General features: G+C 64.3%; 9 protein-coding genes. 5 read left to right on the forward strand and 4 right to left on the reverse strand.

Annotated elements, in window-relative coordinates:
• Window positions 1-652: 652 nt before the first annotated feature.
• Complete coding sequence (locus AAHB08_RS05620) at window positions 653-16,048, forward strand: retention module-containing protein (protein WP_342058364.1); 15,396 nt, start codon at window positions 653-655, stop codon at window positions 16,046-16,048.
• 282 nt (window positions 16,049-16,330) lie between these two features.
• Here the strand turns inward: AAHB08_RS05620 and glpC are convergent, their stop codons facing one another.
• The 4 genes from glpC to AAHB08_RS05640 form a co-directional block, all read right to left on the reverse strand.
• The gene (glpC, locus tag AAHB08_RS05625; protein ID WP_342058365.1) at window positions 16,331-17,533 is read right to left on the reverse strand and encodes an anaerobic glycerol-3-phosphate dehydrogenase subunit GlpC; all 1,203 of its coding nucleotides are present in this window, start codon (window positions 17,531-17,533) and stop codon (window positions 16,331-16,333) included.
• A gap of 103 nt (window positions 17,534-17,636) precedes the next feature.
• Window positions 17,637-18,914: a glycerol-3-phosphate dehydrogenase subunit GlpB gene (glpB, locus tag AAHB08_RS05630; protein ID WP_342058366.1), complete on the reverse strand. Its 1,278-nt coding sequence runs from the start codon at window positions 18,912-18,914 to the stop codon at window positions 17,637-17,639.
• Window positions 18,911-20,587 (reverse strand): anaerobic glycerol-3-phosphate dehydrogenase subunit A, encoded by a 1,677-nt coding sequence (glpA, locus tag AAHB08_RS05635; protein WP_342058367.1) that lies wholly within the window; start codon window positions 20,585-20,587, stop codon window positions 18,911-18,913. Before glpA ends, glpB begins: the two co-directional genes overlap by 4 nt.
• Before the next feature lie 222 nt (window positions 20,588-20,809).
• Window positions 20,810-21,265, reverse strand: coding sequence for a YchJ family protein (locus tag AAHB08_RS05640; RefSeq protein WP_342058368.1), 456 nt, complete (start codon window positions 21,263-21,265; stop codon window positions 20,810-20,812).
• 130 nt (window positions 21,266-21,395) lie between these two features.
• On the opposite strand from AAHB08_RS05640, the gene AAHB08_RS05645 reads away from it, so the two are divergent.
• The 4 genes from AAHB08_RS05645 to AAHB08_RS05660 all read left to right on the forward strand — a co-directional run bounded on the left by AAHB08_RS05645 (window position 21,396) and on the right by AAHB08_RS05660 (window position 26,625).
• Window positions 21,396-23,063 carry a methyl-accepting chemotaxis protein gene (locus AAHB08_RS05645; RefSeq protein WP_139434279.1) on the forward strand — a complete coding sequence of 556 codons (1,668 nt, stop codon included), beginning with the start codon at window positions 21,396-21,398 and terminating at the stop codon, window positions 23,061-23,063.
• Window positions 23,064-23,167: 104 nt separating this feature from the next.
• Window positions 23,168-24,379, forward strand: a complete 1,212-nt coding sequence (locus tag AAHB08_RS05650; RefSeq protein WP_139434280.1) for an ROK family protein — start codon at window positions 23,168-23,170, stop codon at window positions 24,377-24,379.
• Window positions 24,376-25,959, forward strand: a complete 1,584-nt coding sequence (locus tag AAHB08_RS05655) for an ATP-binding protein (RefSeq protein WP_202045869.1) — start codon at window positions 24,376-24,378, stop codon at window positions 25,957-25,959. Before AAHB08_RS05650 ends, AAHB08_RS05655 begins: the two co-directional genes overlap by 4 nt.
• Window positions 25,960-26,625, forward strand: coding sequence for a response regulator (locus AAHB08_RS05660; protein ID WP_202045868.1), 666 nt, complete (start codon window positions 25,960-25,962; stop codon window positions 26,623-26,625). It abuts the gene before it with no gap.
• Window positions 26,626-26,644 lie beyond the last annotated feature (19 nt).

Here is a 26,644-nt window from a genome sequence, read left to right on the forward strand (position 1 = left end):
CCGATTAATTGTTATGACTGCATATAAAATGTTTTTTATGCATTTGCTCGTGGGGATAATACCAAATGGGTAAAATGGATAATCATTTATCCCTGTGGGAGTTGCGCTAGATCAATTGGCATGGGTGGCTAATGCAAAAAGTGAGATCCAGGTTGAATTATTAAGCCCAATCTGGTGGTTATCCCCGTCACCTCTCCATGGTGATCTGCTGCGGCTGGCCGGCGCCTCGGGGAAGCAGGGGCGTGCCAGAGGGTGTAAGGGCGGGGGAATGGCCTCTTTTGCCTGAGCTGCCGCCAAGCTATATTGAATATTTATTCATCACTCCTGCAGGGGATGGAGGACTCGCCTTCCCCTGGTGAAATAGTGGGAAAGCCTGGCCGGGGGCGGGCAGGTCAGGAGTTGTCGTATGGATGGGTACCAGGAGAGCCATGTTTTTCATCTGGGGCGTGAAAAAGGGTGTCTATCCCGAGATATCCCGTGAATGGCAGCACTTTATTGAATTTAATAGGAAGGTTTACGGCATTTACTTTCGATATTTTCGAAAATGGCGAAGGGATCTGGGTCGGCAGAGGCGGTAAAATAGCCGCCTGTCACGGTGACGTCCTGTACCCTTGTGGGTCTGGGCTGTCTGTGTTTACCCGTTGGAGGATGTATGGCTGAGCTGCGAATAGAGAAACCGACTCTTGTTACCCAGGTGGAGGGCACCGTGCTGGTGATGGATGCCGATGGCTCCTTGCACCGCGCCACTCTGGGGATGCAGCTGCTGCCGGGCATGCGCCTGCTCACCGAAGGGGACGGGCGCTTCGAGCTGGCCGATCCCGCGAAGACCCCGGACGCCGACCAGTCTCTGGCGCAGGCAGAACCGAACGTGGCCATGGATCCCGAGCTGGCCAGCCTGCAGGAGGCCATCCGTCAGGGGGCCGACCCGACCGAGCTGTTTGAGGAGACCGCGGCCGGTAACGCAGCAGCCGCCACGGGTGGCGGTGTGGTCGGCTCCAGTGCCGGCGGCTTCGTGGTGGTGGATCTCAACAGCGAATATACCCTGGCGGAGTCCGGCTTTGACACCGACCATCAGGGTGCCCAGCCAGGGGACGAGCTGCTCTATTCGGAAGATCAGGATCTCCTGGCGGCCATCACCATCACCGAGCCCCAGACCGACGACAACATCATCAACGCCGACGAGGCGGCCGGCGTCATCATTCGCGGCTTTGTCGAGGACGTCGAGGTGGGTCAGACGGTGACCGTCACCCTGATCGATCAGGATGGCAATCGCCTGACCACCACCACAGTGGTGCTGCCGGGCTTCGTCTGGGAGGCAAACTTCGGCGACGTCACCGGCAAGCTGGTGGACGGCCCGCTCACCATAGTGGCCGATACCCAGGATGCGGCCGGCAACCGTGCCAGCGACACCGGTCAGACCCTGCTCGACACCATCACCACCATCACGCTGGATCTCACCGACGAGAGCGACACCGGCGCCAGCCAGGTGGACGATCTGACCCGCGACACCACGCCGCTGCTGCAAGGGAAGGGAGAGCCCGGTGCCACCGTCACCCTGAGCCTCGGCGGCAATGTGCTGACCGTGCTCACCGTGGATGGCAATGGCAACTGGCAATACCAGATCCCCACTACCCTGGCCGATGGTGCCTATGATTTTCGCGTCGATTCTGTGGACATCGCCGGCAACCGGGCCAGCGACACCCTGACCGTCACCGTCGACACCCGTGCCGGCATCGACATCGACGATCTCGACACCCAGAGCCTGCTGGGCCAGGGCAATGTCACCCTGAGCGGCAGCACCACAGAGGTGGAAGCTGGCCAGCGCGTCACCATCACCCTCATCGGCCAGAACGGCCAGACCCTCTATAGCGGCAGCGCCCTGGTGGAGAGCGACGGCCGCTGGCAGCTCAATGGCCTGGATCTCTCCGGCATTCAAGGCCCCTTCGAGGTACGCGCCGAGGTGACGGATCTGGCGGGGAACCGGGTGATCGACGGTGCCCCCCTCATCGGCCAGAGCGATACCCTGACCCTGTCCGAGGCGGATCTGGCCAAGGGCCCGGTGAGCGCCACCGGCTCCCTGCACACGGGGGCGGGTCTGGATGGCAACCTGCAGGTGAGTTTCGGCGCCGATCAGAGCGCCCTCGAGCAGCTCGGCCTCACCAGCCAGGGCGCGGCCCTCGGCTACCAGATCAGCGGCCAGACCCTGACCGCGAGCGCGGGGGGCGTCACCGTCTTCACCCTGACCCTGGCTAATGACGGCAGCTATCGCATCGTCTGGAACCAGAGTCTGGATCACGGCCAGGACAGCCAGAGCCTGCCGTTCTCCCTCGAATACCGCGACAGCGACGGGGATCTGGTGAGTGCCAATCTCACCGTCAAGCTGGTGGACAGCACGCCGCCGGACTTCACCATAGCCCCCATCTCGCTCACGGAAGACGGCTTCACCCAGCAGGCCGCCGTGGTGGGTCAGAGCGAGTTCGTGGTGGGCCATCAGGCCGATCCCCTGCTGGCGGACTCCCTTGCCTTTGCCGATCAGGCCGCGACGCTCACTCGTCTGAACGGCAGCGGGCTTAGCAGCGACGGCCATGTGCTCAGCTTCGAGTTCGGCAGCGATCGCCTGCTCACCGGCTTTTACATCGATGATCAGGGCAGTCGCATTGACGTGATCAAGGCCGAGCTGAGTGCCAGCCAGTCTGGCAGCGACATCGACGGCAAGGTGACCGTTTCCCTCAATGGGCCTCTGGATCACCAGGGCAGCGACAACCTGTCCCTGGGGCTCACCGTCTCGGCCAAGGAGATCGACGGTGACGAGACCCGTGCCGATCTGGTGGTCTCCATCAACGACGGCGTGGACCCGAGCCTTGGCATCGACAGCGGCATCAGCCTGCAAGAAGGGGGCGCCAGCCACTCCCTGGATGGTCAGCTGCCGGTCAATGTGGGGAGCGATCGCCTGGTGTCCCTCAATTTCGAGGGGAACCAGCCTGCCCTGGATGGTCTCACCAGCGGCGGCAAGCCGACCAGCTATCAGGTCAATGGCAATGTCATCACCCTGCTGGATGCGAGTGGCAAGACGGTGCTGACCGTGACCCTGGATCTGGACGGCAAGTACCATGTGAAGCTCGATGGCGTGCTGGATCAACCTGTGGGCACCAACAGCGTCAACCTGGGACTGCAGGTGCAGGGCAGCGACTTTGACGGCGACAAGAGCAACCTCGGCACCCTCAATATCCAGATCACCGACGGCGCCTTGCCCCAGGTCGATCCCGTTTCTCTCACCCTGGTGGAAGACAGCGACTGGACGGCTGGTCAGACCCTGACCGGGGATCTCGATATCACCGCCGGCAGCGATCCCCTTGCCAGCATCAGCTTCGATGCCAGCCAGCCGGGCCTGCAGGGGCTCACCAGCGGCGGCCAACCCGTTGTCATCACCATCGGCGGCAACAGCATCAGCGGCGCGGTCAACGGCCAGAATGTGTTCACTCTGACGCTAGATCAGCAAGGTCACTACGTCTTCACCCTGAACCAGCCGCTGGATCAGGGCAGTGCGGACAGCCTGCTGAAGGCGGGCTACACCCTCACCGATAGCGATGGGGACAGAGTCTCCTCCACCCTGAGCGTCACCATTGGAGATGGGGCCAATCCGGTGATCAGCGCCGTGACCGGCACCGCTATGACGGAGGCCAACCAAGGGGCCAAGGATGTGGTCAGCCACATGAGCTTCACCGTGAGCCACGGCTCCGATGCCCTGGCCCCCGACAGCCTCAAGTTCGATATCAACGCCATCCAGCAGAGCCTGGACGGCAAATACAGCAGCCACGGCAGCCCGGTGACCTTCACCCTGGATGCCAATGGAGATCTGGTGGGCACCAGCGCGGATGGCCGCGAGGTGCTGCGCGCCGAGATTGATCTGGTGGACAACAACGGCAACTGGAGCGTCAGCGCCAAGGTTGTCCTGAGCGCCGAGCTGGATCACCAGAGTAGCGAGTCTCTGGAGCTGCCGCTCACCGTGACCCTGACCGACAAGGACGGGGACAGGGTCTCCACCGACTTGCCGCTCACCATCAAGGATGGCAATGCGCCCGGCTTTGTGGCTGGCCCTGGCGTCAATCTGGATGAGCGTGGGCTCGATGGCAGCAATACCCTGACCGGCACAGGCCATTTCACCGTGGACGCTGGCTCGGATCGGGTGAGCGAGGTCTCCTTTGCGAATGTGAACGAGCAGCCGGCCCTGACCGCCCTGGGCCAGAGCGTGAAATACGAACTGGTGGACGGCGATGCCGGCATCCCGGGCAACCAGATCCTCAAGGGCTATGTGGAAGTGAACGGGGTGCGGGTCGAGGTGCTGCAGGTGGAGATCAGCGGCAAGCTCGACAACGCCGCCAGCAATGGCTTCGACTACAAGGTGACCCTGTTCGAGGGGGTACACCAGGCCAATGGCAGCAGCACCGAGCTGCCGTTCAAGATCAATGTCGTCGACAGCGACAAAGGGGCGGGCAACAACGACACCACCTCGGGTACCCTCAACATCAGCGTTGCGGAAGGGGACAAGCCGACCCTCAGCCTCACCGGCGTCACCCTGACCGAGGGGCGCTTCGATGGCGCCGCGAACAACCAGACGGCGGACGACCAGCAGGCCACCGGCACCCTCACCATCAAGGCGGATTCGGATCCCGTGGTGGACGTGCGCTTGACCCTCTCCGGTCAGGTTGTGGACGCCAGCGGCAAGGCCATCACCCACAACGGCGAGACCCTGACCTGGCAGGAGGTGCCGGGCAGCAACGGCCACAGCTTCCAGGGGGTGACCGCGAGCGGCACCCTGGTGTTGACTGTCACCCTGCCAAGCGTGCCGGGCAGCATAGCGGCCCACAGCTCGGCGACCCTGGATTACCAGATCACAGTGCACACCAACCTGGATCACGGCGCCGACGACAGGCTCAACCTGACCCTGCCGGTGCAGGTGACCGACAGCGACGGCTCGGTGATCACCGGCAACACCACGGCAGTGATCACAGATGCGGTCAATCCGAACCTCGGCATCGACAGCGGCATCAGCCTGCAGGAAGGGGGCGCCAGCCACTCCCTGGATGGCCAGCTGCCGGTCAATGTGGGCAGCGATCGCCTGGTGTCCCTGAACTTTGAGGCAAACCAGCCCGCCCTCGATAGCCTCACCAGCGGCGGCAAGCCGACCAGCTATCAGGTCAATGGCAACCAGATCACCCTGCTGGATGCGGGCGGCAAGACGGTGCTGACCGTGACCCTGGATCTGGACGGCAAGTACCATGTGAAGCTCGATGGCGTGCTGGATCAACCTGTGGGCACCAACAGCGTCAACCTGGGACTGCAGGTACAGGGCACCGATTTTGACGGCGACAAGAGCAATCTCGGCACCCTCAATATCCAGATCACCGACGGCGCCTTGCCCCAGGTTGACCCTGTTTCCCTGACTCTCACCGAAGACAGCGACTGGCAGCTGGGCCAGACCCTGACCGGGGATCTCGATATCACCGCCGGCAGCGATCCCCTTGCCAGCATCAGCTTCGATGCCAGCCAGCCGGGCCTGCAGGGGCTCACCAGCGGTGGCCAACCCGTTGTCATCAGCATCAGCGGCAACAGCATCAGCGGCAGCGTCAACGGCCAGAATGTGTTCACCCTGACGCTGGATCAGAAAGGGCACTACGTCTTTACCCTGAACCAGCCGCTGGATCAGGGCAGTGCGGAGAGCCTGCTGAAGGCGGGCTTTACCCTCACCGACAGCGATGGGGATACCGTGTCCTCTTCCCTGAGCGTCGCCATCGGCGATGGCGCCAACCCGGTGATCAGCGCCGTGACCGGCACCGCCATGACCGAGGCCAACCAAGGGGCGAAGGATGTGGTCAGCCACATGAGCTTCACCGTGAGTCACGGCTCCGATGCCCTGGCCCCCGACAGCCTCAAGTTCGATATCAACGCTATCCAGCAGAGCCTGGATGGCAAATACAGCAGCCACGGCAGCCCGGTGACCTTCACCCTGGATGCCAATGGGGATCTGGTGGGCACCAGCGCGGATGGCCGCGAGGTGCTGAGGGCCGAGCTGGATCTGGTGGACAACAAGGGCAACTGGAGCGTCACGGCCAAGGTTGTCTTGAGCGCCGAGCTGGATCACCAGGGTAGCGAGTCTCTGGAGCTGCCGCTCACCGTGACCCTGACCGACAAGGACGGAGACAGGGTCTCCACCGACTTGCCGCTCACCATCAAGGATGGCAATGCGCCCGGCTTTGTGGCTGGCCCCGGCGTCAATCTGGATGAGCGTGGGCTCGATGGCAGCAATACCCTGACCGGCACCGGTCACTTTACCGTGGACGTGGGCTCGGATCGGGTGAGCGAGGTCTCCTTTGCGAATGTGAACGAGCAGCCGGCCCTGACCGCCCTGGGCCAGAGCGTGAAATACGAACTGGTGGATGGCGATGCCGGCATCCCGGGCAACCAGATCCTCAAGGGCTATGTGGAAGTGAACGGGGTGCGGGTCGAGGTGCTGCAGGTGGAGATCAGCGGCAAGCTGGACAACGCCGCCAGCAACGGCTTTGACTACAAGGTGACCCTGTTCGAGGGGGTACACCAGGCCAATGGCAGCAGCACCGAGCTGCCGTTCAAGATCAATGTCGTCGACAGCGACAAGGGGGCGGGCAACAACGACAGTACCTCTGGCATCCTCAACATCAGCATCGCGGAAGGGGACAAGCCGACCCTCAGCCTCACCGGCGTGACCCTGACCGAGGGGCGCTTTGATGGGGCCGCGAACAACCAGACCGCGGACGACCAGCAGGCCACCGGCACCCTCACCATCAAGGCGGATTCGGATCCCGTGGTGGACGTGCGCCTGACCCTCTCCGGTCAGGTCGTGGATGCGAGCGGCAAGGCCATCACCCATAACGGCGAGACCCTGATCTGGCAGGAGGTGCCGGGCAGCAACGGCCACAGCTTCCAGGGGGTCACAGCGAGTGGCACCCTGGTGCTGAGCGTCACCCTGCCGAGTGTGCCGGGCAGCATAGCGGCCCACAGCTCGGCGACCCTGGATTACCAGATCACAGTGCACACCAACCTGGATCACGGCGCCGACGACAAGCTGAACCTGACCCTGCCGGTGCAGGTGACCGACAGCGACGGCTCTGTGATCACCGGCAACACCACGGCAGTGATCACCGATGCGGTCGATCCGAGCCTCGGCATCGACACGGGTGTAACTCTGCAGGAGGGGGGCGCCAGCCACTCCCTGGATGGCCAGCTGCCGGTCAATGTGGGGAGCGATCGCCTGGTGTCCCTGAACTTTGAGGCAAGCCAGCCCGCCCTGGATGGTCTCACCAGCGGCGGCAAGCCGACCAGCTATCAGGTCAATGGCAACCAGATCACCCTGCTGGATGCAGGCGGAAAGACGGTGCTGACCGTGACCCTGGATCTGGACGGCAAGTACCATGTGAAGCTCGATGGCGTGCTGGATCAACCTGTGGGCACCAACAGCGTCAACCTGGGGCTGCAGGTGCAGGGCACCGATTTTGACGGCGACAAGAGCAACCTCGGTACCCTCAATATCCAGATCACCGACGGCGCCTTGCCCCAGGTCGACCCCGTTTCCCTCACCCTGACGGAGGACAGCGACTGGAGCGCCGGTCAGACCCTGACCGGGGATCTCGATATCACCGCCGGCAGCGATCCTCTGGTTAATATCAGCTTCGATGCCAGCCAGCCGGGCCTGCAGGGGCTCACCAGCGGCGGCCAACCCGTTGTCATCAGCATCAGCGGCAACAGCATCAGCGGCAGCGTCAACGGCCAGAATGTGTTCACTCTGACGCTGGATCAGAAAGGGCACTACGTCTTCACCCTGAACCAGCCGCTGGATCAAGGCAGTGCGGACAGCCTGCTGAAGGCGGGCTTTACCCTGACCGATTCCGATGGAGACAAAGTCTCCTCCACCCTGAGCGTCACCATCGGCGACGGCGCCAATCCGGTGATCAGCGCCGTGACCGGCACCGCCATGACCGAGGCCAACCAGGGGGCCAAGGATGTGGTCAGCCACATGAGCTTCACCGTGAGCCACGGCTCCGATGCGCTCGATGCAAACAGCCTGAAATTCGACATTTCGGCCATCCAGCAGAGCCTGGATGGCAAATACAGCAGCCACGGCAGCCCGGTGACCTTCACCCTGGATGCCAATGGGGATCTGGTGGGCACCAGTGCGGACGGCCGCGAGGTACTGCGCGCCGAGCTGGATCTGGTGGACAACAACGGCAACTGGAGCGTCACGGCCAAGGTTGTCTTGAGCGCCGAGCTGGATCACCAGGGCAGCGAGTCTCTGGATCTGCCGCTCACCGTGACCCTGACCGACAAGGACGGGGACAGGGTCTCTACCGACTTGCCGCTCACCATCAAGGATGGCAATGCGCCCGGCTTTGTGGCGGGCAGCGGGGTGAACCTGGATGAGGGCAACCTCAATGGCAGCAATACCCTGACGGGCACCGGCCACTTCACCGTGGACGCGGGCTCGGATCGGGTGAGCGAGGTCTCCTTTGCGGATGTGAACGAGCAGCCGGCCCTGACTGCCCTGGGCCAGAGCGTCAAATACGAACTGGTGGACGGCGATGCCGGCATTCCGGGCAACCAGATCCTCAAGGGCTATGTGGAAGTGAACGGGGTGCGGGTCGAGGTGCTGCAGGTGGAGATCAGCGGCAAGCTCGACAACGCCGCCAGCAACGGCTTCGACTACAAGGTGACCCTGTTCGAGGGGGTACATCAGGCCAATGGCAGCAGCACCGAGCTGCCGTTCAAAGTCAATGTCGTCGACAGCGACAAGGGGGCGGGCAACAACGACAGCACCTCGGGCACCCTCAATATCAGCGTTGCGGAAGGGGACAAGCCGACCCTCAGCCTCACTGGGGTGACCCTGACCGAGGGGCGCTTCGATGGCGCCACGAGCAACCAGACCGCGGACGATCAGCAGGCCACCGGCACCCTGACCATCAAGGCGGATTCGGATCCCGTGGTGGACGTGCGCCTGACCCTCTCCGGCCAGGTCGTGGATGGGAGTGGCAAGGCCATCACCCACAACGGCGAGACCCTGATCTGGCAGGAGGTGCCGGGCAGCAACGGCCACAGCTTCCAGGGGGTGACCGCGAGCGGCACCCTGGTGCTGAGCGTCACCCTGCCGAGCGTGCCGGGCAGCATAGCGGCCCACAGCTCGGCGACCCTGGATTACCAGATCACCGTACACACCAACCTGGATCACGGCGCCGACGACAAGCTCAGCCTGACCCTGCCGGTGCAGGTGACCGACAGCGACGGCTCGGTGATCACCGGCAATACCACGGCAGTGATCACCGATGCGGCCGATCCGGTGATCACCTCCATCGGGAGCGTCACCGTCAAGGAGTCGGATCTCAATGGTGGCAGTGGTCAGCACGTCGGCACCAGCCCGTCCGGGACGGGGGAGATCGCCGTCGGCCAGGTGACGATCGCCGCCGGGAGCGACCGGGTTGCCGCCCTGCAACTGGATGTGGCCCGCTTCAATGCCTTGAACACGCTCAGCTCTGGGGGCAAGGCAGTGACCCTCAGCGCCGACAGCCAGCAGGGTGTCTATCTCGGCAAGGACAGCGGGGGCAAGCTCATCTTCAAGCTGACCCTGGATGTCTCCGGCCGCTATGCCTTCGAGCTGACCGGCAACCTGGATCACAGTGTCCAGGGCAAGGATCTGCTGGATATCCAGCTGCCGTTGCAGGCCCTGGACAGCGATGGGGATCTCAGCGCCGAGGTGATAGGGCACGTGAGCGTGCAGGACGATGTGCCGGTGGCCGTCGATGCCAGCAAGTCCCTGGATCAGGGGGCGAAAGTGAGCGGCGATCTGCTGGCCACCGCCAATGAAGGTGCTGACGATGCCGTGGTCAGGTCGGTCACCATCAATGGCACCCCGCACCCCATCGCCGCCAAGGGCGACACCACCATTACGGTCACAGACCGCACTGGGCAGACCATAGGCACCCTGGTGATCAACGCCGAGGGGAAATACAGCTTCACCGCCCGGGCGGATATAGATCACAGCAACAACACCCTGGTGCAGAAGGTCGACTTCCACCTGTTGGATGGGGATGGGGATACCGATGACGGGGTGCTGACCCTGACCATCAGGGACGAGGCGGGCAAGCTCAGCGTCAGCGCCGTCACCGGTGCCGAGGATGCGGGGGCCAGTGACCCCACTCATGGCATTCCCATCACCATGAATCTGGACATAGGCGACTACGATCGGGGCGAGTTCGTCGAGAAATTGCTTATCCAGGCGCCGGCCAATGCCCAGGGCACCTTCTACTACAACGGTGTTGCGCTCACGACGGTGACTCAGGGTGGCAAGACCTGGTACCAGGTGCCGCCAGCGGCGATGCAAGCCGTTGTCGGTACCAACGACAAGTTCGAACTCAAGGGCGTGACCTTTGTGCCCGATCACGACTACTCGAGCTACAACGATGGCGGCAACCCGCTGCGCTTCCCGGTGCAGCTGCAGGTCGGTGTCACCGAGGGGAGCAAACCCCCGGTGCTGACCGGCAACCTGGATATCACTGTGCAGGGCATTGCCGACAAGCCGCTCTGGGATGGGGCAAGCACCCACCAGCACTACAGCATCAACGAGGATGGCAGTGGTGTTGCCCTCAATGTGCAGGCCAACCTGACGGACACCGATGGCTCCGAGACGTTGAGCTACCAGATCAAGTGGGCGTCCGGCGAGGGCAGCCTGACCCTTAACGGCAAGGTGCTCACACCCGATGCAAACGGCCTGGTGACCGTCTCTGCGGGGGAGATCAACAAGGTCACCGTGGTGCCCGGCAAGGACTACAGCGGTGACATCAAGCTCGTTGTGACCCCGGTCAGCACGGAGAAAACCCCCGTGGTCACCGGCCAGGAGACGGCCCTCGGCGATCCGCTGGAGGTGGTGATCAACGTCAACCCGCAGGCGGATGACGCCAAGCTGACGGTGCGCGACATCCAGGGCAAGGAAGACAACCTGCTGGATCTGGGCAGCAAGATAGTGCTCGCCCATCTGGGGGATACCGCAGATGGCTCCGAGCAGATGTTCGTGCGCATTAGCGGCCTGCCCGCCGGTGCCACCCTCTGGCTCGGCGGCGTGGCGGTCACCCCGGATGCGAACGGTTATTACGAGGTGCCCTATGCCCGTATCGGCGAGCTCAAGCTGGAGCCGCCGAAGGACAGCAACGTCGACTTCGATCTCGGCATCCAGGGGGTGGTGAAAGACACCGCCACCCTGACCGATGCCAACGGCCAGACCCACACAGTGGTCAACGAGAAGGTGACCGGCAGCCAGAACCTGCATGTGGATCTGGTGGGGGTGGTGGATGAGCCTCACTTCAATCTGGACAGCACCGGCTGGAGCCAGGATGGCAATGGCTATGTCACCACCATAGGGGAAGATGGCAAGGCGCCGCTGGACTTCAAACTGGCGTCGGGAGAGACGACGGGCGATGGTTCCGAAACCCTCAACCTGGTGCTGGAAGGCTTGCCGGAAGGAGCCAAGGTGTTCGATGGTAACGGCAATGAGCTGACCCTGACCTTCGCCGGGCTCGACGGCCAGGGCAAGCCGACCTATCAGGTCGACGTCTCGAGTCTGGGCAACCTGCAGATCCAGCCGCCCCCCAACAGCACCGCCGACATCCACCTCATCGGCCACGTGGTGGTGACCGAAAACGACGGGGATCACAAGAGCTTCGATGTGCCGCTCACCATCAAGGTGGAGCCGGTGATCGACGCCGGTGACTATGCCAAGAGCAGCCAGGGTCTGGAGGATCAGTTCACCGTCCTCGACTGGCAGCCGGACCTCACCGACGGCGCCGAAAAGGTGACTCACCTCAGCCTCTCCGGCATAGAGCCCGGTTACGAGATCTGGATCCGCGCAGGTGGGGTTGAGACCCAGCTCACCGTGAACGGCGGTGCGGTGGCGTTGAGTGACGCGGATCTGAAGAGCCTGCTCGGCGGCGGTCAGCTGCTGGTGAAGGGGCCGGAGGACAGCGACAGGGACACCACTATCCAGAGCCATGTCACCGTGACTCAGAAGGATGTGGATTCCAATGTTGTAGTCAGCAAAGAGGTCAATGGTCAGCTGCATGTGGATATCCAGGCCGTGGTCGAGCCCGATGGCAATCTGGTACAGATTGGCGGCGTGCTGGAGAGCCCGGACGGGCACGATATTCCGCTCAATGGTGTCTTCGTGTTCGAGGATCTGGATCCCAGCAGCATCGAGACCATCGACTATCTGGTGATCAGCGATCTGCCGCCTGGCTTAGTGGTGGTGGGGGGGATCAACGATGGCCAGGGCAACTGGACAGTGCCGAACAGCGCCCTTGGGAGCTTCTCCCTGCGCTCGCCGGATGACTACAAGGGCACAGTCACCTTCAAGGTCAGCGCCAGGGTGATCGATCTTGGCGACAACAACGAGGGGGATGTGAGCGCCCCGGCTTATCGGGAGCTCACCGCCAGCGCCGAGTTCAAAGACGCGACCCACTCGGGCCAGGTGGCCGCCGATGTCGATTTTGACAACAGCGCCCCCATCACAGGGGTGGAGGATCACGGTGTCAACTTCGGCACCCAGCTCAAGAGCATGGTGACCCTGGGTACGGCGGACATCGGGGATGACGAACTCAGCATCGTCATCACGGGTCTGCCGTCGGGCGTCAACGTGCAGGGGCTCACCTTCGACTTCGTCAACGGCGAGTACTTGATCAAGCTGCCAAATGGTCTCGGCGATCTCGACCGTCTGACCCTGACCCTGCCGGAAGACTATGCCGGTGACGGCCTGCGCTTCAACGTGCGTCTGGTCAATACCGACACGGTGAGCGGTGATATCAAGCAGGTGGAGAAGGAAGTCACCCTCTCCATCACCCCCGAGGTGGACATCAAGGGCGGCGCCGATGGTCTGCCCGAGCTGCACCTGCAGGTGAAGGATGTGAACGGCGACGGCCAGCCGGACAACCTGGAAGACACCGAGATCCACCTCGATCTCTCGGTTAGGCTCGCGGACATCAGCCCCTCGGTGGCCAATGGCGGCCTGGAGACGGTGGAGAAGGTCACCCTGACCGTCGATGCCCAGTATGGCCATTTCCTCGATGGCAACGGCCAGCCGGTCAACACCCTGGTGGTGGATGCCAACGGCCTCAAGGATCTGGTGTTCGTGCCCAAGCAGCACTTCAGCGGTCAGGTCCCCCTGGGGATCAAGGTGGACATTCTGGACACCGCCACCACGGGGACGGATCACGACAGCTGGAGCGGCAATGCGAGCTTCGAGGTGCTGCCGGTCAACGATCCGGCCCAGCTCACGGTGAAGGATGTGAACGGCAACGAGGATGGCAGCGTCAACCTCGGCGGGCTAGGCGCGACCCTGATCGACAATGATGGCTCCGAGCAGATAGTGGCGCTGCAGATCAAGGGCGTGCCGGACGGCTTCACCCTGTCTGCCCCGGCGGTCAACAATGGCGGCGGCGTCTGGCAGGTGCCTGTGGGCACAGATTTCTCCAAGCTGACCCTGATCCCGCCAGCAGACTTCAGCGGCAGCGTGGAGCTCACCCTGAGCGCCTTCACCCTGGACAAGGGGCTGACTCTGCCTCTCGAGACCAAGGGCAGCTTCACCGTCACCGTCAACCCGGTGGGGGATCCCATCATCGCCGACATTCAAGACAAGGCGAGCGGCACCGAGGGGGATGTGATCACCCTGAACCTGGGGCTGGAAACCAAGGACACCCAGGCCACCGGCGGCAGCGCCAGCAATGTCCATGAGAATGGCCCCGAGCAGGTGCGAGTCACCATCGAGGGGGTACCCGATGGCGCCGAAATTCGCCTGCCGAGCGGGGTCAATGGTACTGTGGTGGATCTTGGCAATGGTCGCTGGCAGGTCACCACGGAGGGCACCAAGCTGGGTGCCGTGGAGCTGGTGACCAAGGATGCCAATGGCACCCTGGATCTCAAGGTGACGGCCCAGAGCCTGGACAACGGCGCCCTCGGCCCAGAGGTCAACGGCACCATCCAGGTGGAGGTGAGCCCGGTCAACGACGCCCCCATCAACGTGCTGCCAGCGGATCCCCAGGTGGCCCAGGAGGACAAGCCCTTCGTCATCCAGGGTCTGCAGGTGAAGGATGTGGACGCGGGCAGCGGCACCATGGAGGTGCGTCTGTCGGTGGAACACGGCACCCTCAACCTGCCGGCAGGGAGCGGCGTGACCGTGACCGGCAACAGCACCGGATCTCTGGTGCTGACCGGCACCCTGGCGGATCTCAACGCTCTGCTCTCCGGTGGTGTGACCTATCAGGGCAACACCGACTATCACGGCAGCGACAATCTGACCATGGTCACCAATGACAATGGCAACACCGGCAGCGGCGGTGCCCTGAGTGACACCGACGTGCTCCCCATAGAGGTGCAGCCGGTCAACGACGCCCCCGTCAACGTGCTGCCGGACACCCCTCAGGTGGCGCAGGAGGATACTCCCTTCGTCATCAAGGGCCTGCAGGTACAAGACGTGGATGCGGGCAGCAGCCCCATGGAAGTGCGTCTGTCGGTCCTGCACGGCACCCTGGTGCTGGCGGACGGCAGCGGGGTGACAGTGGTCGGCAGCGGCAGCGATACCCTGGTGCTGAGCGGATCGCAAGATGCCATCAATGCCCTGCTGGCGGGGGGCGTGACCTATCAGGGCGAGCAGGACTTCAATGGTCAGGATGCCCTGACCATGGTGACCAATGATCAGGGCAACACCGGCAGCGGTGGCGCCCTGGCCGATACCGACGTGCTGCCCATCGAGGTGGAGGCGGTCAACGATGCCCCTGTGACCCAGGTGCCGGGGGCCATGCAGGTGAAGGAGGATGGTTCACTGTCCCTCTCCGGGATCAGCGTGAAGGATGTGGATGCGGGCACGGCCCCCATGTCCATGGTGCTGCGGGTCGAGCACGGCGTGCTGACCCTGCTCGGGGCGGCGGGCGCCGTCTCGGTGCAGGGGGCGGGTACCAGCGAGATCACCCTGGTGGGCTCCCTTGATGATCTTAACAACCTCATCAATGGCAACCTGCATTACGAGCCGGCCAAGGACTTCTGGGGACAGGACAACCTGACCATCACCACCTCGGATCAGGGCAATACCGGGTCGGGCGGTGTCCTGACCGACAGCGCCCAGATTGGCATCCAGGTGACCGCAGAGGCAGACGATCCCCAGCTCAGCCTGGGTACCCACGACATCCATACCCTGCAAGGAGCCTGGGTGCCGCTCAACCTGAGCGCCAGCGTGGTCAACCCGGCGCCGGGCGAACTCTCCATCCGCATCCAGAATCTGGGGGGGGCCCAGGTGGTGGACGAGCACGGCCAGAGCGTGGGCCATGCGGACAGCAACGGCGACTGGCTGCTGCCGGGGGATCAGTCCGTGCCCCTCTACCTCAGCGGTCTGACGGCGGGGGATCATGCCCTGACTCTGAGTGCGGAATCCAGCGCGGGTGGCAGCACCCTGAGATCGGCCGAGGAGACCCTCAACATCCACAGCCAGAGCGGCCATGATCTGCTGGGCTCGGATCAGAGTGACTGGCTGTTCGGCTCCACCGGTGACGATCGCATTCTGGGCGGCCTGGGGGATGACATGCTCAGGGGCGGTCAGGGCAACGACATCCTGACCGGTGGCGCGGGCAGCGATCTCTTCGTGTGGGGCAGCGGCGATGAGGGGACGGCGGCCTTGCCGGCCATCGACACCGTCACCGACTTCCACCCGGAGGAGGGGGACAAGATAGATCTGGCGGATCTGCTCAAGGGGGTGACCGACAACAGCGTGGATGGCTTGCTGGGCCACCTCTCTGCGTCTGTGACCACGGGCAGCGCGGGCCTGAGCGACGTGAATCTCTCGGTCTCTCCGGCGGGGGATGGTCAGGTGACCCAGCAGATCACCCTGAAGGACGTGGATCTGAGCGGCTGGAACCTGAGCGGCTCCTCCTCTCACGACATACTGCAGTCCATGCTGGATCAGCACAGCCTGATCATCCAGCACCCCTGAGTCTGAGGGAGACAGCACCATAGAAAAGAGCCGGCGATTGCCGGCTCTTCTTTTGCCAGGTTTTTACCCGTCGGCCCCTTTGCTAAACGGGCCGTCCGGCCGGATGTTGGAAGAAGATCAGGCCAGCGCCTGGGCCAGCAGATGGATCGGATGCTCGCAGCGGCAGGTCGGAGTGCTCATCTCGACAAGTCTCTGCCTATGCCCCTGTCTGCCGCCCGCTATACCAGCGCCTGGGCCAGAAGGTGGCTAGGGTGCTCGCAGCGAGATAGGGACGTGCTCATCTCAAGCCAAGGCTTGGGCCAGCAGGTGGATGGGGTGCTCGCAGCGAAACGCCGTGCTCATCTCGATCTGCCACTTGCAGGTCTCGCAGTCGGTGATCACCAGATCGGGCGCCAGCCGGTTTATCTGATCGAACAGCCCTTCACCTATGGTCTGGCTGGTTTCGTAGTTCTCCGACTTGAAGCCATAGGTGCCGGCGATGCCGCAGCACTGGGACTCCAGCACGGTTACCTTGACCCCGGGGATGGCACGCAAGAGTTCCAGGGTGTAGATGACGCCTCCCATCTTCTCCATGTGGCAGGGAGTGTGGTAGGCGATGTGCAGATTGAGCGGTTTCATCGCCGGTTTGTTGCCCTGGTAGAACTCGTTCCAGATAAAGCGCGTCACCAGCGAGATGCGATCCCGCACCTTGTGGTTGTCCTGCTCCAGCAGGTGGGGGTATTCGTCGCGCAGGGTAAAGCCGCAGGTGGAGGAGGTGGCCAGCAGCGGCATCTCGTTGCCGAGCAGGGAGTTCTCCATCTGCTGGATGTTGAAGGCCGCCTGGCGCTTGGCCTTGTCCATGAAGCCGTTGGCAATCAGCGGCACGCCGCAGCACTTCTCCCGATCGAGCAACTGGACGCCGATGTTCATGGCGTTGAGCACCTGCACCAGCTCCTTGCCAAGCTGCGGGTGGTTGTAGTTGACGTAGCAGCCGTGGAAGTAGGCTATCTGGCGCGCATAGCTGGCCTGGGTGGCCTTCTGCTTCTTGTACCAGCCGCGGAAGGTGCCCAGGGAGTACTTGGGCAGGTCGCGGTGGGAGGAGACCCCCAGCGCCTTGTCCAGCACCAGCTTCATCGGCTTGAGGCTTGTGGTGAAGTTGACCACCGGGGCCATCAGGGTGGACATGCTGCCCATGAGATCGGTGTGGGAGAGCACGAACTCGCGTACTCCCGGTTTGAAGCCGCTGTACTGGTGCTTGGCCCGGGCGATGATGTCGCCGATACGCACTCCGCTTGGGCAGGCCACTTCGCAGCGCTTGCAGTTGGTGCAGTGCTTGAGGGCGCTGTCAAAGAGCTCCGGGCTCTTGATCCGCAGCCGCTCCCCATCCGGGCCCGCCTGTTTGGGGCCGGGATAGGCGGGGTTGGCCTTGGCCACCGGGCAGTAGGCGGTACAGACGGTGCATTTGATGCACTGATCGAAGGTTTGGTTAGCATGATCCAGTAGCATGATTTACTCCTCCCGGGCCGGATAAAAAGCGCAAGGGACGCGGCAATGGGATTGTCGAACGGGCAGTTGGCTGCCCGCAGTCAGTAAGTGAAGGGGAGGCATCTCAGCCCTCCGCCAGAATATGGCCGGCGGCCTGCCAGCCGGTGGCGACGGCGACCCCGGAGCCCGAGCCTTCTTTGACTGGGTCATAGTGGGCCAGCACGCTGCCGGCGCCATAGAGGTTGGCAAGGGGCTTGCCGCCGCGCAGCACCCGCAGCTGGTCGTCGGTCTTGACCCCGAAGCCCATGAAGGGGTGGTGGTCGAACAGTCGGCGACCGGCCCAGGCGTCGCGCTCGGGGAGGCTCAGGACGTCGGCGTCGAAGATGGGCTCGCGAATGCCCCCGAGGCGGGACTCCAGCCCGCGGCTGAAGAAGCTGCCGGAGGCGAGCACGAAGTGGTCCGCCTCGAACAGCTGATCGTCGCCATTCTGACTGTGTACGCCTACCACCCTGTCGCTCTCGTAGCGGGCGCCCAGCACCCGCTCGCTGGTGAGGAAGGTGCCGCCGAGGGCCAGGAAGCGGCGCTTGAGGGCCTCCTGCATCCGCATCCCGATGAGGGACGGCGGCATGGTGGCCACCTCCTTGATGGTGCAGCCGGTGCGCTGCTCCAGCTCTGCCAGACGGGGGCCGACCAGCCCCAGGGACAGGCAGGCGGGCAGCACTATATGGCGGCAGCCCGGCTCGCCGCACTCCTGCACCATGCGGTCTATCTCGCGGGCCAGATCCGTCAGCAGGTCCTGCTTGTCGTGCTGCTGTTTGTCAAACAGTCGAGCGATGTCGGCGGAGCGAAACTCGTGGGGATTGCGGCTGAACGCGGCGAGCTGGGGCAGGCGAATTTCACCAGTCAGGATGCGGCTGTGGGCGAAGCGCGAGTGGGTGGCCAGATTGGCCGCCGCCAGCGCCGGGTGGAAGTCGCGAAAGCCCTCGAGGGTGGCCAGCAGCAGGACGTCCGGTGCGGGCGCCTCCGTGACGCAGGCGCAGGTCTCGGGGGAGAGCCAGGTCGATTTCAGGGTGCCTATGGGGGTCAGGCGCTGGTGGTTGCGCTCCTGGCGAAACAGTGGCAAGCCCTGCAGGGCGCAGTGGCGCTGCAGATCCGCGAGGCTCGCCTCTATGCTGGCAAGGCCCACCTTGCTGTAGGGGTGATCCGGATGGGCGGCCATAAAGGCGGGCAGGGCGGCGCGGGGATCTCCCTCGCTCTCCAGCAGATCCACCGAGCCGGAGGAGAAGTGCAGGGCGCTCTGGCCCGAGGCCATCAGCAGCGCCTTCTGGCCCGCCTCGGCCAGGCGCAGGGCCGCCGACAGGCCTGCCATGCCGCCGCCTATCACGATAGTGTCAAATTTCATGGCTGCACTCCTTGGCTGGATGGGCTGGACGGGGTCCGGGCGAGGGGGAAGGGGGGCTCCGCCACCAGGTGGGGCGTCGTCCACTCCCCCAGACCAAAGAGCCCTTCGTAGATCCAGTAGGTAAACTCGGCTTCGCGCAGGGCATCGCCCCAGAGCACGGGGCGGGTGCCCTTGTAGCGCTCCTCCAGGAACTGGCGCAGCATGACGCAGGCCTCACGGCCATCGGCCTTGCCGTACTCCTGCATCAGGCCGGCGGCGCGGTAGGCGCACAGCTCCCCCTGACAGGGACCCATGCCGAGGCGAGTGCGGCGGCGCAGATCCACCAGGTTGTCCACGTCGAGCTCCCGCAGGGCGTATTCGATTTCGCCAGCGGTGACCATCTCGCACTCGCAGATGAGGGCGTTGGCCTTGGGGTTGTCGCGGAAGAAGGCGATGACCCGCTCGCCGTGGCGGTACTGGGCCGAGCCTTCGACCGGCACCGAGAGACCGGGGGCGGAGACTTTCTCCGGATCTCGCGAGCCGGGCAGATTGAGTTCGGCGGTGCGGCAGGGCCTGTTGTTGCCGAGCTTGCTGGCGACGAGATCCGTGGCCCACTCCGCCATCAGGCGGTAGGTCATCAGCTTGCCGCCGGTGATGGTGTTGAAGCCCTTGAGGCCATCACGCTCGGCATGATCCAGCAGCACTATGCCGCGACTGATGTTGCGGCCCGACTCGTCCCCGTCCACTGCCACCAGGGGGCGCACCCCGGCGTAGGCGCGCAGCAAGCGGGTGCGGGCCATGATGGGGGCGAGCTTGATCCCCTCGCGCAGCAGCACCTCTACCTCGTCGGGCTCGACGGTGAGCTGGTCAATCTTGTGGTAATCGATGCGGCTGGAGGTGGTGCCGATGAGGGAGATGGTGTCGCCCGGCACCAGGATGTCCGCGTCCGCCGGCTTGCGGGCGCGGTTGAGCACCAGCTGGTTGATGCGGTAATCCATGATGAGCAGGGAGCCCTTGGCCGGGAACATGCGGATGCCGAGGTCGGCGTATTCGCAGATCTGCTGGCCCCAGATGCCGGCGGCGTTGATCACCTCCTGGCACTCCACCTCGAACGCCTCGCCGGTGCGGGTGTTGATGGCCTTGACCCCGTGCACCCGATCCTGAGTGCGGAGCAGCCCCAGCACCTTGCTGTGGGTGAAGATGCGGGCGCCGTGTTCCTTGGCGTCCAAGACGTTTGCGGCGGCCAGGCGGAAGGGATCGACGGTGCCGTCCGGCACATGGATGGCGCCTATCATCGCCGGGTTGGCGTTGGGTTCGAGCCGCAGCGCCTCGCGGGGATCCAGCTGGCGGGTGTCGATACCGGCCAGGGCGCAGGCCTCCATGAAGGTGCTTTGGAAATTGATGTCATCTTCCGGCAGGGTGAGGAAGAGGCCGCCGGTCGCCTCCACGCAGTGGCTGGCGATCCGCTTGAGGATGCGGTTCTCCTGAATGCACTCGCGGGCGGACTCCGGATCCGTCACCGCGTAGCGGGCCCCCGAATGCAGCAGGCCGTGGTTGCGCCCCGTGGTGCCTGCGGCGATGTCGTCCCGCTCCAGCAGGATGCAGTCGATGCCGCGCAGCGCGCAGTCGCGCATGATGCCGGCCCCGGTGGCGCCACCCCCTATGATGACGACTTCTGTGGTGATTCTTTTCATTCTTGCCCGTCTCATCTCTTCCAGATGAGGCCAGTGTGGCGCCTGTCTGGCTGAAAATGTTTGATATGGGCCAAATTAATGTTCGTAAACGCTCATTATCTGTGGGGTGATGAGCGAAATGTGATGAGGGTCACGTCACCGCCGAGGCGGGCAGGGGGCTGCGCGAGAAGAGGGTGGGAAGGCCAGCCCGCGGGCTGGCCGGATGGCGGCGTGTAGGGAGGGTCAGCCGCAGCACTTCTTGAACTTCTTGCCGCTGCCACAGGGGCAGGGATCGTTGCGACCCGCTTTGGGCTGCACCGGATCCTGCTCGCCGTCGGTGTAGACCCAGCGCCCCTGATGGCGCACGAAGCGGGAGCGCTCGTGCAGACAGTGGCGCTCATCCCCCTCCCAAAACCAGGCCTTGAACTCCACCATGCCGGTCTCATCCGCAGGGCCGCCCTGGCTGGCGAGGATCTCGAGGCCATCCCAGCGGGTGTCGGTCGATGAGAGGTCGGCCGCAGTCAGCCCGTTCAGATAGTCCGGGTGCCAGCTGTGGACCAGGTACTCTCCCAAGCCCAGCACGAAGGCGCTGTAGCGGGAGCGCATCAGCTGCTCGGTGGTGGTGGCGGCCTGGCCGGCGTGAAGCGCGCCGCAGCATTGGGCGAGGGAAAGAGGGGAACCGCAAGGACATTGGCTCATGGGTCAGTTCATCGGGTCGATAATAGAAGGTGGCGGGATTGTAGCGAAGGCACTCCCCCTTCGGCCAGCACTCCATGGCTGAGCGAGCAGGAACGAAGCACCCACAATAAATGGCTAAAGGAAGTACAAGATGACGCTAAAGCAGAAAATTCTGTTGCTGGGGGCCATCCCCGTGCTGCTGATGGCCCTGGTGGTCAACCTCAGCAACTACCTGGTGGCCAGGAGCGACCTGGAGTCCGAGCTGGTGGTGGCGAGGGACAAGGCGGTCAAGGAGCGCAAGGCCCTGCTCAGCAGCTACCTGATGCTCGCCAAGACGGCCATCGAGAAAGAGTATGCCGCGCCGGACAGCCCGGAGGCCCGTGCCCGGGTGAAGGAGTTGCTGCGCCCCTTGCGTTATGGCAGTGACGGTTACTTCTTCGTCTACGACTTCCAGGGCAATACCCTGCTGCTGCCCACTCGCCCCGAGGTGGAGGGCAAGAACCGCTGGCAGGACAAGGATACCAAGGGCACCTTCCTCATTCAGGAGATCGTCAAGGCGGCCCGTGAGGGGGATGGCTACTCGGAGTACTGGACCAACAAGCCCTCCATCGGGCGGGATGCGCCCAAGCTCTCCTTCAACCTGGTGCTCGACAAGTACCAGTGGGTGGTGGGGACCGGCTTCTACATAGATGACATCGACACCGAGCTGGCGGCCCTGCGCAGCGAGCGCGAGGAGAACATGCACGGCTCACTGCAGAGCAGCGTGCTGCTCATTCTGGTGATCCTGGGGGTGACCCTGGCGGTGACAGTGGTGCTCGGCAACCGGGTCACCCGGCCGCTGGCGGATGCGGTCGCAGCCCTCAATGATATCGCCGACGGGGAGGGGGATCTGACCCGGCGCCTCAAGGTGCAGAGTCATGACGAGGTGGGCCAGTTGGCCAGCGCCTTCAACCGCTTCGTGGAGCGGATCCAGTCGGTGGTGAGCCAGGTCGGGGAGACCAGCCATCAGCTGCTGGGGGCCGTGGACAGGCTGCACAGCTTGAGCGAGCACGCCGACCGGCAGATGCAAGGCCACGGCAAGGAGACGGATCAGGTGGTCACCGCGGTGACCGAGATGAGCTCCACCGCCCAGGAAGTGGCGGCCAGCGCCTCCAACGCGGCCACGGCCACCAGCGACGCGGCGCGGGAATCCGATGCCGCCCGCGAGGTGGTGGGCAGCGCCATCGGCAGCATCAACCGCCTGGTGGAGGAGGTGCACACCGCCTCCGGTGTCATCGAGCAGCTGGCCCAGGAGACCGGCAAGATAGGATCCGTGGTGGAGGTGATCCGCGGCATCGCCGATCAGACCAACCTGCTGGCGCTCAATGCGGCCATCGAGGCGGCCCGGGCCGGTGAGCAGGGGCGCGGCTTTGCGGTGGTGGCGGACGAGGTGCGATCGCTCGCCGGTCGCACCCAGCAGAGCACCAAGGAGATCAACGAGATGCTTCAGCGGCTGCAGGGCGGCGTGCGTCAGGCGGTGGAGGTGATGCAGGCCAGCGAATCGCGCAGCCAGGAGACGGTGCAGGAGGCGAGCCACATCGCCAGCTCCCTCGACAGCATGGTGACGGCGGTCAGCACCATCAACGACATGAACATCCAGATAGCGACCGCCGCCGAGGAGCAGCATGCGGTCTCCGAGGAGATCAACAAGAACCTGGTGGCCATACAGCAGATCGTCAGCGAGCTGACCGAGGCCGCCGGGGAGTCCAACACCACCACCCGGGCCCTGGCCGGCACGGGTGACAAATTGCGTCAACTCGTCTCCCGCTTCCGTTACTAGTCACATTTTTGCCGTCTGGACGTCATTTCCAGACGGCAAATTTGGGGATCGGCGCAGAATGTGGGAAAATCGCGCCATTCGTTCCTTTCGTTAGCCCCTACCCTATGAATGAGATCGTGAAAGGCAGTATCGATTTGATCCGTCAGCTCAACTACGGTCTGGTCTACGCCAGCCTGGAAGAGCACAAGGAACTGTCCCGTACCGATCTGTCCCGTTTGACCGGCCTCTCACCGGCCAGCATCACCAAGATCACCCGCGAACTGCTCGATGGCGGTCTGGTAGTCACCTGTGGCGAGAGCTCGGTGGGCCGTGGCCGTCGTCAGACCTTGCTGCGCATCAACGAGCGCCGCTTCCAGTTTCTCTCCATGCGTCTTGGCCGCGGTTACGTGGACATGGCCCTGTTCGATCTCGCCGGCCACTCCCTGGCGCGTCATCGCCACCTGTTCAGCGAGTCGGAACGCGACGATCTGCTGGCCAGCCTGGTGCGGGCCATCGAGGTTTTCCTGCCGAAGAAGGCCCTGCGGCTGGCCTGTATCGCCCTCTGCCTGCCCGGGCAGGTGGAGCGCCACTCCGGCATGGTCAAGCACTTCCCCTTCTATGATCTGCGCAACTGGCCGCTCGGGCCCAGCCTGCAAGAGGCCTTCGAGGTGCCCGTGCTGGTGAGCGGCGACGTGCGCACCTGGATCCAGGCCGAGCGGGAGTGGGGCGCCGCCAGGAACTGCGCCGATGCGGTGCTGGTGTTCGTCCACAACGACATAGGGGTGGGCATGGTGGTCAACGGCCAGCTCATCGAGAGCGAGTCGGCCCTGCTCGGCGATCTCAGCCACCTGCAACTGGAACCCTATGGCCAGCGCTGCTACTGCGGTGGCTTCGGCTGCGCCTGTACGCTCGTGACCAACCAGGCCCTGGAGGCCCAGTACCGGGACCTGCGCGAGCGGATGCAGGAGCACGATCTGCCGGCGAGCGTCAACATCCGCGAGCTGTGCGAGCTGGCGCTGGCGGGCAACAGCCTGTGCCAGGACATACTGCATCAGGCGGCGGGCCGGCTCTCCCGGGTGCTGGCCAACCTCATCTGCCTGCTCAACCCGGGCAAGCTGCTGCTGGGGGGGGAGATCACCCGGGCCGATCGGCTGCTGTTCCCCATGCTGCACCAGTCCCTGGCGAGTCAGCTGCCGGCGGAATACCTGGTGCGGCTGCAGATAGAGTCCACCCATTTTTACGAAGATCCCACCAAGCCTACCTCGGTGCAGGTGCACAAGGCCCTGCGCGATGGCAGCCTGCTGCTCGATCTGTTGCGAGGTGACAGGGAGGCATGAAGCTGGGGTTGCAAGGACGCATCCTGCTCATGCTCTGCCTGGTCAGCCTGCTGCAACTGGTGCTGCTGAGCGGGGCCAGCTACTACTATGTCGCCGAGCAGCGCTACCGGGAGGTGGGGGATCAGGCCCTGGACGTGGCGCGGCTGGTGGCCCGTGAGCCCGGCGTCATCGCCGGGGTGAAGCGGGTCGATCGGGCGCGGCTCAATGTGCTGGTGGAGCGGATGCGGGCCGAAGTCGGTGCCAGCTACATCGTCATCGGCGATGAAGAGGCGCGCCGCCTGGTGCACCCCAATGCGGACAGGATAGGCAAACCCATGATGGGGGACGATCCTGCCCGTGCTCTGCAGGGGGAGTTCTACATCTCCCGCGCCCAGGGCTCTCTCGGGGTCTCGGTGCGCGGCAAGGGGCCCATCCGGGATGAGATGGGCAGGGTCATCGGCGTGGTCTCGGTCGGTTATCTGGTGCGGGACATAGAGGCGGACCTGCAGGGTTTCCTGCGTTTCGGCCTCGCCATGACCCTCCTCATCGTGCTGCTCAACAGCGCCGCCGCGGCCTGGCTGGCCAAGCGCTACAAGCGGGCCCTGCTGGGGTTTGAGCCCGAGCAGATAGGGCGCCTCTATGCGGAGCTCGACTGCACCCTGCGCACGGTGCGCGAGGGGATACTCACCATAGACGAGCAAGGCAGGCTCACCTCCCTCAATCCCAACGGCATCCGGCTGCTGCGCCTCGATGAGCGGGCCGCGCAGGCCGCCATAGGCCAGCCCGTCACCCGCTTGCTGCCCGGCAGCCGCATGCTCTCCCTCATTCAGGATCCCCGGCCCCAGTATGACGAGGAGATAGTGCTCAACGGCCAGTCCCTCATCGTCAACCGGCTGCCCCTGGTGCAGGAGGGCAGACTGATTGGCGCCGTCTCGAGCTTTCGGCGCAAGGACGAGCTGGCCGAGCTCAGTGCCCAGCTCTCCCAGGTGCAGGCCTACAGCGATCTGCTGCGGGTGCAGACCCACGAACACAATAACCAGCTCGGCACCATAGCCGGTCTCATCGAGCTGGGTGCCACCCGGGAGGCGCTCGCTTTCATCGGCCGGGAGGCGGCCACCGAGCAGACCCTGCTGAGCTTTTTGATGGGGGCCATCGCCAAGCCCAAGGTGGCGGGTCTGCTGCTTGGCAAGTATCACAGGGCCCACGAGCTGGGACTGGTGCTGGAGGTGGACCCGGATTCCCGCCTGCACGACATCCCCGCCCGGGTCAGCGGCTCCCAGCTGGTGACCCTGCTTGGCAACCTCATCGACAACGCCTTCGAGGCGACCCGCCGCCATGGCGCCCCCTATCAGCCGATCCGGGTCTCTTTGAGCGATCTCGGCCAGGATCTCATCCTGGAGGTGGAGGACGGGGCCGGTGGGGTGGATCCCGCCCTGGCGGACACCCTGTTTGAGCGCGGTGTGAGCAGCAAGGCGGAGCCCGGCCACGGCATAGGCCTCGCCCTGGTGCGCAGGACCCTGGATGCCCTGCAGGGGACCATCACCATCGAAGCCACGGCGCAGGGAAGTTGCGTCGTCTGTTACATTCCCAAGGAGGTGTGAGTGATCAAGATCCTGATCGTCGAGGATGATCCGGCCATTGCCGAGATCCACCGTCGCTTCGTGCAGCGGCTGGCGGGGTTCGAGGTGCTGGGGGTGGCGCTCACCCTGTTCGATGCGAGAGAGCAGATAGCCATCCTCAAGCCGGATCTGGTGTTGCTGGACGTGTGGCTGCCGGACGGGGAGGGCTTCTCCCTGCTGCGGGAGCTGCGCCAGTGCGGGGCCCACCTCGACGTCATCCTGCTCACCGCCGCCCGTGAGGCCGCAGCCCTGCAGGAGGCGATGCGCCTCGGGGTGGTGGATTTCATCTTGAAACCCGTGGTGTTCGAGCGACTGCGCGACACCCTCGATAAATATTGCCAGAGCCGCGCCGCCCTGGCCGCCCTGGCGGACATCGATCAGCAGGCGGTGGATGCGCTCTTTGGCACCCCGCTGCAACAGGTGGCGGCGGGCGGCCTGCCCAAGGGAATAGACGCCCTCACCCTGCAAAGGGTGCTGGCGGCTCTCGATCAGCAGGGGGCCAGCGCCGAGGAGATAGGCAACCGGGTCGGGGTGAGCCGCACCACGGCGCGCCGCTACCTGGAGTTTCTGGTGGGTCAGCAGCTCGCGAGCCCCGAGCTCGAATACGGCACCGTCGGGCGGCCGGAGCGGCGCTATCGCCAGCGGTGAGTGGCCGGTTCCAACCCAA

Source organism: Aeromonas sp. OTU364 (assembly GCF_038440395.1).
Lineage (GTDB): Bacteria > Pseudomonadota > Gammaproteobacteria > Enterobacterales > Aeromonadaceae > Aeromonas.

Excerpts from the sequence above, each read along its gene's own strand:
- AAHB08_RS05640 (WP_342058368.1), bottom strand. The coding sequence starts at position 21,265 with ATGAGCCAATGTCCTTGCGGTTCCCCTCTTTCCCTCGCCCAATGCTGC.
- AAHB08_RS05620 (WP_342058364.1), top strand. The coding sequence starts at position 653 with ATGGCTGAGCTGCGAATAGAGAAACCGACTCTTGTTACCCAGGTGGAG.
- glpA (WP_342058367.1), bottom strand. The coding sequence starts at position 20,587 with ATGAAAAGAATCACCACAGAAGTCGTCATCATAGGGGGTGGCGCCACC.
- AAHB08_RS05655 (WP_202045869.1), top strand. The coding sequence starts at position 24,376 with ATGAAGCTGGGGTTGCAAGGACGCATCCTGCTCATGCTCTGCCTGGTC.
- glpB (WP_342058366.1), bottom strand. The coding sequence starts at position 18,914 with ATGAAATTTGACACTATCGTGATAGGCGGCGGCATGGCAGGCCTGTCG.
- glpC (WP_342058365.1), bottom strand. The coding sequence starts at position 17,533 with ATGCTACTGGATCATGCTAACCAAACCTTCGATCAGTGCATCAAATGC.
- AAHB08_RS05650 (WP_139434280.1), top strand. The coding sequence starts at position 23,168 with ATGAATGAGATCGTGAAAGGCAGTATCGATTTGATCCGTCAGCTCAAC.
- AAHB08_RS05645 (WP_139434279.1), top strand. The coding sequence starts at position 21,396 with ATGACGCTAAAGCAGAAAATTCTGTTGCTGGGGGCCATCCCCGTGCTG.